Origin of the sequence: Cupriavidus necator, from assembly GCF_016127575.1 — a bacterium.
GTDB classification, from domain to species: Bacteria; Pseudomonadota; Gammaproteobacteria; order Burkholderiales; family Burkholderiaceae; genus Cupriavidus; species Cupriavidus necator_D.
The window spans coordinates 1,852,238-1,864,832 of sequence record NZ_CP066018.1; the positions used below are offsets into that span (position 1 = coordinate 1,852,238).

The window sequence follows — 12,595 nt, forward strand, 5'->3', positions numbered from 1 at the left end:
CGCGGGGGGCGGAGACGGCCCGGGACGGGCCAGCCATGTGGGCCATGCCGCATTCGCCACTTGCCGGCCGCGCCACAACATAAGAAGATGATGCAGTTCCCAACCGGGGAGGACGGCCCGCATGCCGCGCTCCCGAACGACAGTCCAGTGACAGCCTCAGCGACAGGCCCGGCGGCACAGCGCCAGGCCCAGGATCGGCGCGATGCCGATCGATCTGACTCCGAGCGACCGGAATCCGATCGACCCAACCTCTTTTTCGTCGGCCTGATGGGCGCCGGCAAGACCACCGTGGGCCGCACGGTGGCGCGGCGCCTGCACTATCCGTTTTTCGATTCCGACCATGAGCTGGAGGCCCACTGCGGCGTGCGCATCCCGGTGATCTTCGAGGTCGAGGGCGAAGCCGGCTTCCGCGACCGCGAGGCCGCGATGATCCGCGAGCTGGCCGCGCGCCAGGGCATTGTGCTGGCCACCGGCGGCGGCGCCGTGCTGCGCGCCGAGAACCGCGAGGTGCTGAAGGCCCGCGGCACGGTCGTGTACCTGCGCGCCAGCCCGCACGACCTGTGGCTGCGCACCCGCCACGACCGCAACCGGCCGCTGCTGCAGACCGAGGACCCCAAGGGCAAGCTCGAGGCGCTCTATGCCGAGCGCGACCCGCTCTACCGCGAGGTTGCCGACTTCATCATCGAAACCGGCAAGCCCTCGGTGGCGCAGCTTGCTAATATGGTGTTGATGCAACTTGAAATGGCCGGTTTCCCGATCGATCCCCCGCAGCCGGCCTCCGTGCCGCCGGAAGCGTCGGAGCCGCCGGCGCAGGACCCCAATCCATGATTACGCTTGAAGTCGACCTGGGCGAGCGCAGCTACCCCATCCATATCGGCACCGGCCTGCTGGACAACGCCGAACTGCTGCGCCCGCATGTACGCGGCCAGCACGCCGTCATCGTCACCAACGAAACCGTCGGCCCGCTCTACGCGGCGCGGGTGGAGGCGGCCCTGGCCGCGCTCGGCAAGACCGTGCGCACCGTCACGCTGCCCGACGGCGAAGCCTTCAAGCACTGGGAAACGCTGAACCGGATCTTCGACGCGCTGCTGCAGGCCGGCGCCGACCGCAAGACCACGCTGGTCGCGCTGGGCGGCGGCGTGGTGGGCGACATGACCGGGTTTGCCGCGGCCTGCTACATGCGCGGCGTGCCCTTTATCCAGATGCCGACCACGCTGCTGGCGCAGGTGGATTCGTCGGTGGGCGGCAAGACCGGCATCAACCACCCGCTCGGCAAGAACATGATCGGCGCGTTCCACCAGCCCAACGCGGTGATTGCCGACATCGACACGCTGCGCACGCTGCCCGCGCGCGAGCTGGCCGCCGGCATGGCCGAGGTCATCAAGCACGGCGCCATCGCCGATGCCGAGTACTTCGGCTGGATCGAGCGCAACATCAAGCCGCTGAATGCCTGCGACCCCGACCTGATGGCGCTCGCCGTGCAGCGCTCCTGCGAGATCAAGGCCGGCGTGGTGGCCCAGGACGAGCGCGAGGGCGGCCTGCGCGCCATTCTCAATTTCGGCCACACCTTCGGCCATGCGATCGAGGCCGGCATGGGCTACGGCGCCTGGCTGCACGGCGAGGCCGTCGGCTGCGGCATGGTGATGGCCGCGGACCTGTCGCACCGGCTGGGCTTTATCGACACCGAGACCCGCGCCCGCATCCGCGAGCTGACGCAGGCCGCCAACCTGCCCGTGGTGGCGCCGGAACTCGGTGCCGACCGCTATATCGAACTGATGAAGGTCGACAAGAAGGCCGAGGCGGGCAGCATCAAGTTCATCCTGCTGAAGCAGCTCGGCGAAGCGTTCATCACCACCGTGCCGGACGCTGACCTGCGCGCCACGCTCGCGCACGCCGTGCTCAAACCACCCACCGAGGCCCCGGTCGCCTGACCGATCGGTTATGCCTCGCCACCCCGCCCCAGCCACCGGACGCGCCGCATGACCGACTTTGAAAGCCATCTCGCCCCTTACGCCGCCCGCTCTGCGCAGACGCGCGGGCGGGTGCATGCAGAACCCGCATCGCTGTCGCGCAGCGAATTCCAGCGCGACCGCGACCGGGTCATCCACAGCACGGCGTTCCGGCGGCTCGAGTACAAGACCCAGGTCTTCGTCAACCATGAAGGGGACCTGTTCCGCACCCGGCTGACCCACAGCCTGGAGGTGGCGCAGATCGCCCGCTCGATCGCGCGCAACCTGCGCCTCAATGAAGACCTGGTCGAGGCGATCTCGCTGGCGCACGACCTGGGGCACACCCCCTTTGGCCACGCCGGGCAGGATGCGCTCAATACCTGCATGAAGAACCACGGCGGCTTCGAGCACAACCTGCAGAGCCTGCTGGTGGTGGACGAGCTGGAAGAGCGCTACGGCGGCTTCAACGGGCTGAACCTGACCTTCGAGACGCGCGAGGGCATCCTCAAGCATTGCTCGCGGGTCAATGCCTCGGCGCTGGGCGAGCTGGGCCGGCGCTTCCTGGAGGGCACGCAGCCGTCGCTGGAGGCGCAGCTGGCCAACCTGGCCGACGAGATCGCCTACAACAATCACGATATCGACGACGGCCTGCGCTCGGGGCTGCTGACGCTGGAGCAGCTCGACGAGGTGCCGATGTGGGCCCGCCACCGCGCCGAGGTGGCCGAGGTCTTCCCTGGCGTCAACGGCCGGCGCGCGATCAACGAGACGGTCCGGCGCATGATCAATACGCTGATCGTCGACCTGATCGAGACCACCAGCAGCAATATCGCCGCAGCCAATCCGCGCAATATCGACGCGGTGCGCGCCGCCGGCCCGCTGGTCGGCTTCAGCCCGCAGATGCATGAAGAAGCGGCCGAACTCAAGCGCTTCCTGTTCCGGCACCTGTACCGGCACTACCTGGTGATGCGCATGTCGGCCAAGGCGCAGCGCATTGTCGGCGACCTGTTCCAGGCCTTTATGTCCGATCCGCGCCTGCTGCCGCCGCAGTACCAGGCCAGCCATGGCGGCGACCAGTCGCGTCTGATTGCCCACTACATCGCGGGCATGACCGACCGCTACGCGATCCGCGAGCACCGCCGCATCTTCGCGGTCAGCGAAGGCAACTGACGGCCGCGTTCCGGCTGGCCCTCCAATCGGCGCGCCAGCCTGCCGCATAAGTGGGGACGGATCAGGCTATGATGCGGGCATCAATGCTCGCATGACCTGTCATGGCACGCCTTCCCCGCTTTTCCCCCGCCGGTCTGCCCGCCCTGGTGTTGCAGCGCGGCAACAACCGCCAGCCCGTATTCCTGGGGCCGGACGACTACCTGCACTACCTCGACTGCCTGCGCATGGCCGCGCGCGAGCATGACCTTGCCGTCCACGCCTACGCGCTGCGGCCTAACCACGTGCACCTGGTGGCCACACCCAAGGAGTCAGACTCGCTGAGCCTGACCATGCAGGCGGTGGGGCGGCGCTATGCGCGCTACTTCAACCGGGTGGCCAGCCGCACCGGCACGCTGTGGGAAGGGCGCTTCCGTTCCGCGGTGTTCGATCCGGCCCGGTGGATGCTGCCGGCGATGCTCTATGTCGAGGGCAACGCGCTGCGCGCGGGCGAGGTCAGCGCCCCCGAGGGTGACCGCTGGAGCAGCTACCACCATCACGCCGGCATCGAGGCCAGCCCGTTTGTGAGCGACCACTCCGCGTACTGGGAGCTGGGCAATACGCCGTTCGAGCGCCAGTCGAACTACCGGATGCTGACCGCCGAGGGCCTGGCGGGCAAGACCCTGGAAACCCTGCGCGCCCATGCCCACAGCGGCTGGCCGCTTGGCGACGAAGCGTTCCTGGCCCAATTGGAGCGGCACGCAACCCGGCGCGTGCAACCGCTGCCGAAAGGGCGCCCCAAAAAGGTGCAAACGGCACCGTTGAATGCGTCAGAGCCGTCGCATAATTAATGTGTCCCCATTTAAATGGATCACCGAAACGGTGCGCAACTTAATATGATCTGACCCCATTTAAAAATTTTGCGAGGCGAACGCGATTCCCATATAGTTGCTCCACCCACAGTCATTGTGCGGCGCGTCACGCTCGTGTACGCCGCTGCGGCCCGCTGACAGCTTCGTCCCCATTTTCCGTCCCGCCGGTTTCCGGTTTGGGTGGAGGAATAAAGAAAACGAGAAAGCGCGCGGTCCCCGTTCCGGTACGCCCAGCCAGTTCGCGCAGCCTTCACCGGAATTCAGCCCGTGGACCAAACGAAAAATCTTTCGGCCCAAGCTCAGGCACAAGCGCAGACCAGCGAGTCTTCCCACGCCATTGACCTGCGCCCGCAAGCGCAGGGCATGTACGATCCCAGCAACGAGCATGACGCCTGCGGCGTCGGCATGGTCGCGCATATCAAGGGCAAGAAGTCCCACGAGATCATCTCGCAGGGCCTGAAGATCCTGGAGAACCTGGACCACCGGGGTGCGGTCGGCGCCGATGCGCTGATGGGCGACGGTGCCGGCATCCTGATCCAGATCCCGGACCAGTTCTACCGCGAGGAAATGGCCGCGCAGGGCGTGAGCCTGCCGCCCGCCGGCGAATACGGCGTGGGCATGATCTTCCTGCCGAAGGAACACGCCTCGCGCCTGGCCTGCGAGCAGGAACTGGAGCGCACGGTCCGCCTGGAAGGCCAGGTCGTGCTGGGCTGGCGCGACGTGCCGGTCGACGCCAAGATGCCGATGTCGCCGACGGTGCGCACCACCGAGCCGGTGATCCGCCAGATCTTCATCGGGCGCGGCCGCGACATCATGACCACGGACGCGCTGGAACGTAAGCTCTACGTCATCCGCAAGACCGCCAGCCATGCCATCCAGGCGCTCAAGCTCAAGCACGGCAAGGAATACTTCGTGCCGTCAATGTCGGCCCGTACCGTGGTGTACAAGGGCCTGCTGCTGGCCAACCAGGTTGGCGAGTACTACCTGGACCTGCTGGACCAGCGCGCCGTCTCGGCCCTGGCCCTGGTGCACCAGCGCTTCTCGACCAACACCTTCCCGGCCTGGGAACTGGCCCACCCGTACCGCATGGTCGCCCACAACGGCGAAATCAACACGGTCAAGGGCAATGTCAACTGGATCAACGCGCGCACCGGCGCGATCTCGTCGCCGGTGCTCGGCGACGACCTGCCCAAGCTGTGGCCGCTGATCTACCCGGGCCAGTCCGACACCGCATCGTTCGACAACTGCCTCGAACTGCTGACGATGGCCGGCTACCCGCTCGTCCACGCGATGATGATGATGATCCCGGAAGCCTGGGAACAGCACACGCTGATGGACGACAACCGCCGCGCCTTCTACGAGTACCACGCCGCCATGATGGAGCCGTGGGACGGCCCGGCCGCGATCTGCTTCACCGATGGCCGCCAGATCGGCGCCACGCTGGACCGCAACGGCCTGCGCCCGGCACGTTTCTACGTGACCGAGGACGACATCGTGGTGCTGGCTTCGGAAGCCGGCGTGCTGCCGTTCCCCGAGTCGCGCATCGTTGAGAAGTGGCGCCTGCAGCCGGGCAAGATGTTCCTGATCGACATGGAACAGGGCCGCATCATCGACGACAAGGAACTCAAGGACAACCTGGCCAACGCCAAGCCGTACAAGAGCTGGATCGACGCCGTGCGCATCAAGCTCGACGAGCTCGACGCCAAGCCTGAAGACGTTGCCGCCGAGAAGAAGCCCGTGGCCAAGCTGCTGGACCGCCAGCAGGCCTTTGGCTACACCCAGGAAGACGTCAAGTTCCTGATGGCGCCGATGGCGCTGGCCGGCGAGGAAGCCACCGGCTCGATGGGCAACGATTCGCCGCTGGCCATCCTGTCGTCCAAGAACAAGACGCTGTACCACTACTTCAAGCAGCTGTTCGCCCAGGTCACCAACCCGCCGATCGACCCGATCCGCGAGAACATGGTGATGTCGCTGGTGTCGTTCATCGGCCCGAAGCCGAACCTGCTCGAGCTGAACAACATCAACCCGCCGATGCGCCTCGAAGTGTCCCAGCCGGTGCTGGACTTCAAGGACATCGCCAAGATCCGCAATATCGAGCACTACACCGGCGGCAAGTTCCGTTCGTACGAGCTGAACATCTGCTACCCGAAGGCCTGGGGCAAGGAGGGCATCGAAGCGCGCCTGGCCTCGCTGTGCGCCGAAGCCGTGGATGCGGTGCGTTCGGGCTTCAACATCCTGATCGTGTCGGACCGCCGCGTGGATGCCGAGCATGTTGCGATTCCCGCGCTGCTGGCCACGTCCGCCATCCACCACCACCTGGTGGAGAAGGGCCTGCGCACGTCCACCGGCCTGGTGGTCGAGACCGGCACCGCCCGTGAAGTGCACCACTTCGCGCTGCTGGCCGGCTATGGCGCCGAAGCCGTGCATCCGTACCTGGCGATGGAAACGCTGGCCGAAATGGCCCAGGGCCTGTCCGGCGACCTGTCGCCCGAGAAGGCGGTCAAGAACTTCGTCAAGGCGATCGGCAAGGGCCTGTTCAAAGTGATGTCCAAGATGGGCATCTCCACCTACATGTCGTACACCGGCGCGCAGATCTTCGAAGCCATCGGCCTGTCGCGCGAACTGGTGCAGAAGTACTTCCATGGCACCCCGTCGAATGTCGAGGGCATCGGCATCTTCGAAGTGGCCGAGGAAGCCCTGCGCCTGCACCGCGACGCCTTTGGCGACAACCCGGTGCTGGAAAGCATGCTGGACGCCGGCGGCGAATACGCCTTCCGCATCCGCGGCGAAGAGCATATGTGGACCCCGGACTCGGTCGCCAAGCTGCAGCACTCGGTGCGCGCCGACGACGGCAAGGGCGCCTACCAGACGTACAAGGAATACGCCAACATCATCAACGACCAGAGCAAGCGCCACATGACGCTGCGTGGCCTGTTCGAGTTCAAGGTCGATCCGGCCAAGGCGATTCCGCTGGAAGAGGTGGAGTCGGCCAAGGAGATCGTCAAGCGCTTCGCCACCGGTGCGATGTCGCTCGGCTCGATCTCGACCGAAGCCCACACCACGCTGGCGCTGGCGATGAACCGCATCGGCGGCAAGTCCAACACCGGCGAAGGCGGCGAGGACGAGAAGCGCTACCGCAACGAGCTGCGCGGCATTCCCATCAAGCAGGGCGATACCCTCAAGGGCCTGCTGGGCGACAACGTGATCGAACGCGACCTGGAACTGCAGGAAGGCGATTCGCTGCGCTCGAAGATCAAGCAGGTGGCGTCGGGCCGTTTCGGCGTGACCGCCGAATACCTGGCTTCGGCCGACCAGATCCAGATCAAGATGGCGCAGGGTGCCAAGCCCGGCGAAGGCGGCCAGCTGCCCGGCCACAAGGTCTCGGACTACATCGGCAAGCTGCGTTACTCGGTGCCGGGCGTGGGCCTGATCTCGCCGCCCCCGCACCATGACATCTATTCGATCGAGGATCTGGCACAGCTGATCCACGACCTGAAGAACGTCAACCCGGTGTCGGACATCTCGGTCAAGCTGGTGTCCGAAGTCGGCGTCGGCACGGTGGCCGCGGGCGTGGCCAAGGCCAAGGCCGACCACGTCGTGATCGCCGGCCATGATGGCGGCACCGGCGCTTCGCCGTGGTCGTCGATCAAGCATGCCGGCACGCCGTGGGAGCTGGGCCTGGCCGAAACGCAGCAGACGCTGCTGCTCAACGGCCTGCGCAACCGCATCCGCGTGCAGGCCGACGGCCAGATGAAGACCGGCCGCGACGTCGTCATCGGCGCGCTGCTGGGCGCCGATGAATTCGGCTTCGCCACCGCGCCGCTGGTTGCGGAAGGCTGCATCATGATGCGCAAGTGCCACCTGAACACCTGCCCGGTGGGCGTGGCCACGCAGGATCCGCAGCTGCGCAGGAAGTTCCAGGGCAAGCCTGAGCACGTGGTCAACTTCTTCTTCTTCGTTGCGGAAGAAGCCCGCGAAATCATGGCCCAGCTGGGCATCCGCAAGTTCGACGAGCTGATCGGCCGCGCCGACCTGCTCGACACCAAGCCCGGCATCGAGCACTGGAAGGCGCGCGGCCTGGACTTCGGCCGCATCTTCCACCAGGTCTCGCTGGGCGCGGACGTGCCGCTGTACCACACCGACGTGCAGGACCACGGCCTGTCGGCCGAGGCCGGCAAGGCGCTGGACCACGTGCTGATCGCCAAGGCCCGACCGGCGATCGAGAAGGGCGAGCGGGTCTCGTTCATCCAGCCGGTGAAGAACGTCAACCGTACCGTCGGCGCGATGCTGTCGGGCGTGGTGGCGCGCCAGCATGGCCACGAAGGCCTGCCTGACGATACCATCCACATCCAGCTGCAAGGCACCGCCGGCCAGTCGTTCGGCGCGTTCCTGGCGCACGGCATCACGCTGGACCTGGTGGGCGACGGCAACGACTATGTCGGCAAGGGCCTGTCGGGCGGCCGCGTGATCGTGCGCGCTCCGCATGAGTTCCGCGGCGACCCGACCCGCAACATCATCGTCGGCAACACCGTGCTGTACGGTGCTATCGCCGGGGAAGCGTTCTTCAACGGCGTGGCCGGCGAGCGCTTCGCGGTGCGCAACTCGGGTGCGGTGGCAGTGGTGGAAGGCACCGGCGACCACGGTTGCGAGTACATGACCGGCGGCACGGTGGTGGTGCTGGGCGGCACCGGACGCAACTTCGCGGCCGGCATGTCGGGCGGCGTGGCCTACGTCTACGACGAGGACGGCCTGTTCGACAAGCGCTGCAACACCTCGATGGTGGCGCTGGAAGCAGTGCTGGCTTCGGCCGACCAGGAGAAGGGCCAGCCCGAGGCTTCGTGGCACAAGGTCGACGGCAAGCGCCAGCTGGATGAGGTCATCCTGCGCAACCTGATCGAGCAGCATTTCCGCTACACCGGTTCCGAGCGCGCCAAGGCGCTGCTGGCCGACTGGACCACGGCACGCCGCAAGTTCGTCAAGGTCTTCCCGACCGAGTACAAGCGCGCGCTGGGCGAGATGTACGCCAAGGAACAGGCCGCCCGCGACAGCGACCGCGAAGCCATCGCGGCCTGAGCGAGCGCAACGCAACCACGCAGAGGGGCCGCGGCAGCCGCCGCGGCCCTGACAAGATTCTGACCCCACCGCAGGGCTGGCGACGCCGCCGGTCCCGCGCAGCATGACCAAGGACGCAACATGGGTAAGGCGACTGGCTTTCTCGAATTTCCGCGCCAGAACGAAGGCTACGAACCGGTAGTCAAGCGCGTGAAGCACTACAAGGAATTCGTGTTCGCGCTGTCCGACAGCGAAGCGAAGATCCAGGGTGCGCGCTGCATGGACTGCGGCATCCCGTTCTGCAACAACGGCTGCCCGGTCAACAACATCATCCCCGACTTCAACGACCTGGTGTACCGCCAGGACTGGAAGTCGGCGATCGAGGTGCTGCACCAGACCAACAACTTCCCCGAGTTCACCGGCCGCATCTGCCCCGCACCGTGCGAGGCCGCCTGCACGCTGGGCATCAATGAACTGCCGGTGGGCATCAAGTCGATCGAGCACGCCATCATCGACAAGGCCTGGGAAGAGGGCTGGGTCAGGCCGCAGCTGCCGCGCCACAAGACCGGCAAGACCGTGGCCGTGGTCGGCTCCGGTCCCGCCGGCATGGCTGCCGCGCAGCAGCTGGCACGCGCCGGCCATGACGTGACCGTGTTCGAGAAGAACGACCGCATCGGCGGCCTGCTGCGCTACGGCATCCCCGACTTCAAGATGGAGAAGACGCTGATCGACCGCCGCATCGAGCAGATGCAGGCCGAAGGCGTGACCTTCCGTCCGGGCGTGATGGTGACCGACGGCGAACTGCCGGCCGGCATCAAGAACTACGCCCGTGAAACCATCTCGGCCCAGGCCCTGATGGACCAGTTCGACGCCGTGGTGCTGGCGGGCGGCTCGGAAGTGCCGCGCGACCTGCCGGTGCCGGGCCGCGACCTGGCCGGCATCCACTTCGCGCTGGAATTCCTGATCCCGCAGAACAAGGAAGTGGCAGGCGACGGCGAAAACGAGATCCGCGCCGAAGGCAAGAACGTGATTGTGATCGGTGGCGGCGATACCGGCTCCGACTGCGTGGGTACGTCCAACCGCCATGGCGCCACCTCGGTGACGCAGTTTGAACTGCTGCCGCAGCCGCCGGAAGAAGAGGACAAGCCGCTGGTGTGGCCGTACTGGCCGATCAAGCTGCGCACCTCGTCGTCGCACGATGAAGGCTGCGAGCGAGACTGGTCGGTCGCCACCAAGGAATTCATCGGCGAGAACGGCAAGGTCACCGCACTGAAGGCCTGCCGTGTCGAATGGAAGGATGGCCGCATGCAGGAAGTCGAAGGCAGCGAGTTCATCCTGCCGGCCGACCTGGTGCTGCTGGCGATGGGCTTTACCAACCCGGTGGGTTCGATGCTGGAAGCGTTTGGCGTGGATACCGATGCGCGCAAGAACGCCAAGGCCTCGACCGAGGGCGAGCGTGCCTACCACACCAACGTGCCCAAGGTGTTCGCCGCTGGCGACGTGCGCCGTGGCCAGTCGCTGGTGGTGTGGGCGATCCGCGAAGGCCGCCAGGCCGCGCGTTCGGTCGATGCCTTCCTGATGGGTCACACCGAACTGCCGCGCTGATTCACCCCGGCAGGAACAAGAAGCCCGCCTGGCGCAAGCCGGCGGGCTTTTTGTCGTCCTCGCGCCGGCGCAGCGCTCAGTCGGCCAGCGTGCGCTCCATCAGCACCGCACTGGCGCCGTAGCTGGCCAGCTTGGGCGCATGGGCGGTGGCCGTGTGCGCCGCCACCGGGACGTATCCGAGCCTGTGCCACCACGGCGCCGCCGACTGCACCGCGATCAGCCGCGAACGCCGCAGCCCCGCCGCGCGCGCGGCCGCCTGTGCCGCGGCGTACAGGCGCGGCGCCAGGCCGGCGCCGCGTCCGGCGGGCGCCACCGCCATGTCGTGCACGAACCAGGTGAGGGCGTCCGGCGCGGCGCCATGGCGCCAGCCGTGGTCGAGCACGCCGTCCAGCGGCGGCAGCGTGGCTTCGGGCCAGGCGTGGGTAAAGAGATAGGCGGCAAGCGCGCCGGGATGTCCGGGATCGTCCGCGACCCAGCAGGTGGCGGGGGACAGCGCCAGCCGGCTTGCCAGCGCGGCCTGGCTCTCCAGCAGGACTTCGGTATAGCAGCTGGCTTGTACCGCCAGCACGGCCGGCAGGTCGGCTGTGACCATCGGCCGCACGGTGAAAATCGTCATCGGCCGATTATAGCCGGCGAGGTCCGTGCATCCTGGCCGCCATGGCGCGTTTGGCAAGGCCTGGCGGGGCCTTCAGGGTTCTCCCGGCTATGGTTTACGTGCCTGTGGTGCCCTGGGCAATGTCCTTACAATTTTCAAAAAACAACTAACGGAAACTGCCTCGCAAATCCTTTTTCCCCAGAACCAGCTTGCCGCCTCCTCAGGGGACCGGCCGGAGGAAATTGATGCCCGAAGTGCGCAATTTGTCGCGGCTTTGGCGAGGTAAAGCGAAGTTCGCGCCGCGCCCCCCAATGGGCGCAGTCCGGCGCTGGCTCCGGTCTTTCCTGTGCCTGTACGCCCTGGGGTGTGCCACGCTGGCGCTTGCGGTGCCAGCCATGCCGGCGCATGCGGGGACCCAGCAGCTCGCCCGCAGCATGTCGTTCCCCGACCGCCCGATGCGCCTGATCGTGCCATTCCCGGCCGGCGGTGTTGCCGATGCGGTGGCGCGCATGCTGGCCGAGCGCCTCTCCGTCCGGCTGGGCGTGCCGGTGGAGGTCGACAACCGGCCCGGCGCCGCCGGCACCATCGCCGGCGACGTGGTCGCCAAGGCCAGCTCCGATGGCCACACCCTGTTGTTGCACCAGGCCAATATGCTGATCCAGCCCGGACTGGAGCCGGTGCCGTACGACGTCGTGCGCGATTTCACGCCGGTTGCGCGCGTGGCCACCACGCCGCTGTTCCTGGTGATCGATGCCCGGCTGCCCATGCGCACGCCGGAGCAATGGATGACCGCGGTCAGGTCGAACCCGGGCTCCTACAGCTATGGCTACGGCCAGCCGGGCAGCCCCTCCCACCTGTACGCCGAGTACGCGGTGCGCGGCATCCGCAGCGGCGTGCCGCTGGTCACCGCCAAGGGTGAGGCCGCCGTGGTCCAGGAGATGCTGGCCGGCCGCGTCAGTGCCTGTTTCTGTTCGTTTGCCGCGGTCCAGGGCCAGGTCAGAAGCGGCGGGCTGCGCCTGCTCGGGGTGACGGGCGTGGCCCGCTCGCCGCTGGCGCCGCTGGTGCCGACGCTGCAGGAGTCGGGGCTGGAAGGCTATGCCGCGGCTGCCTGGTTTGGCGTGATGGCGCCGGCCAAGACCCCGCGCGCGATCGTCGCCAGGCTGGCGGTCGAACTCGACGCGGTCATGTCCGAGCGCGAGGTGCGTTCGCGTCTGCAGGCGGCGGGGGTCACGCCGCTGCGCGATTCGCCGGAGGCGTTTGCCACCGCGATCCGCTCGGAATCTATCCAATGGCAGGTGATCCTGAAGGACGTCTCGCCGATACAGGAGCCTTGAGCAGCAAAGGGATGGGCAGGTTTGGGGGGCTAGGGCAAGTCTGAG

Annotated in this window: 8 protein-coding genes; 7 read left to right on the forward strand and 1 reads right to left on the reverse strand. The window is 67.0% G+C overall.

Features of this window, described 5'->3' with window-relative positions; all coding sequences use genetic code 11:
* Positions 1 to 267: 267 nt before the first annotated feature.
* The 6 genes from I6H87_RS08635 (at position 268) to I6H87_RS08660 (ending at position 10,621) form a co-directional block, all read left to right on the forward strand.
* The gene (locus I6H87_RS08635; protein WP_010812351.1) at positions 268 to 828 is read left to right on the forward strand and encodes a shikimate kinase; all 561 of its coding nucleotides are present in this window, start codon (positions 268 to 270) and stop codon (positions 826 to 828) included.
* Positions 825 to 1,931 carry a 3-dehydroquinate synthase gene (gene aroB / locus I6H87_RS08640; RefSeq protein ID WP_010812350.1) on the forward strand — a complete coding sequence of 369 codons (1,107 nt, stop codon included), beginning with the start codon at positions 825 to 827 and terminating at the stop codon, positions 1,929 to 1,931. The genes I6H87_RS08635 and aroB overlap by 4 nt, the downstream gene beginning before the upstream one ends.
* 48 nt (positions 1,932 to 1,979) lie before the next feature.
* Positions 1,980 to 3,116 (forward strand): deoxyguanosinetriphosphate triphosphohydrolase, encoded by a 1,137-nt coding sequence (locus I6H87_RS08645; RefSeq protein ID WP_010812349.1) that lies wholly within the window; start codon positions 1,980 to 1,982, stop codon positions 3,114 to 3,116.
* A gap of 101 nt (positions 3,117 to 3,217) precedes the next feature.
* The gene (locus I6H87_RS08650) at positions 3,218 to 3,943 is read left to right on the forward strand and encodes a transposase (protein ID WP_011616149.1); all 726 of its coding nucleotides are present in this window, start codon (positions 3,218 to 3,220) and stop codon (positions 3,941 to 3,943) included.
* Between the two features lie 288 nt (positions 3,944 to 4,231).
* The gene (locus I6H87_RS08655; protein WP_011616148.1) at positions 4,232 to 9,037 is read left to right on the forward strand and encodes a glutamate synthase-related protein; all 4,806 of its coding nucleotides are present in this window, start codon (positions 4,232 to 4,234) and stop codon (positions 9,035 to 9,037) included.
* 120 nt (positions 9,038 to 9,157) lie between these two features.
* Positions 9,158 to 10,621 (forward strand): glutamate synthase subunit beta, encoded by a 1,464-nt coding sequence (locus I6H87_RS08660; protein WP_010812346.1) that lies wholly within the window; start codon positions 9,158 to 9,160, stop codon positions 10,619 to 10,621.
* Between the two features lie 76 nt (positions 10,622 to 10,697).
* Here I6H87_RS08660 and I6H87_RS08665 read toward each other — a convergent pair whose 3' ends face one another.
* Positions 10,698 to 11,237, reverse strand: a complete 540-nt coding sequence (locus I6H87_RS08665) for a GNAT family N-acetyltransferase (RefSeq protein ID WP_011616147.1) — start codon at positions 11,235 to 11,237, stop codon at positions 10,698 to 10,700.
* 224 nt (positions 11,238 to 11,461) lie between these two features.
* On the opposite strand from I6H87_RS08665, the gene I6H87_RS08670 reads away from it, so the two are divergent.
* Positions 11,462 to 12,550 carry a Bug family tripartite tricarboxylate transporter substrate binding protein gene (locus tag I6H87_RS08670; RefSeq protein ID WP_037023841.1) on the forward strand — a complete coding sequence of 363 codons (1,089 nt, stop codon included), beginning with the start codon at positions 11,462 to 11,464 and terminating at the stop codon, positions 12,548 to 12,550.
* Positions 12,551 to 12,595 lie beyond the last annotated feature (45 nt).

What these genes read in the sequence shown, in the direction of transcription:
- I6H87_RS08635 (WP_010812351.1), top strand. Translation starts at nt 268, where the DNA reads ATGGGCGCCGGCAAGACCACCGTGGGCCGCACGGTGGCGCGGCGCCTG.
- aroB (WP_010812350.1), top strand. Translation starts at nt 825, where the DNA reads ATGATTACGCTTGAAGTCGACCTGGGCGAGCGCAGCTACCCCATCCAT.
- I6H87_RS08645 (WP_010812349.1), top strand. Translation starts at nt 1,980, where the DNA reads ATGACCGACTTTGAAAGCCATCTCGCCCCTTACGCCGCCCGCTCTGCG.
- I6H87_RS08650 (WP_011616149.1), top strand. Translation starts at nt 3,218, where the DNA reads ATGGCACGCCTTCCCCGCTTTTCCCCCGCCGGTCTGCCCGCCCTGGTG.
- I6H87_RS08660 (WP_010812346.1), top strand. Translation starts at nt 9,158, where the DNA reads ATGGGTAAGGCGACTGGCTTTCTCGAATTTCCGCGCCAGAACGAAGGC.
- I6H87_RS08665 (WP_011616147.1), bottom strand. Translation starts at nt 11,237, where the DNA reads ATGACGATTTTCACCGTGCGGCCGATGGTCACAGCCGACCTGCCGGCC.
- I6H87_RS08670 (WP_037023841.1), top strand. Translation starts at nt 11,462, where the DNA reads ATGCCCGAAGTGCGCAATTTGTCGCGGCTTTGGCGAGGTAAAGCGAAG.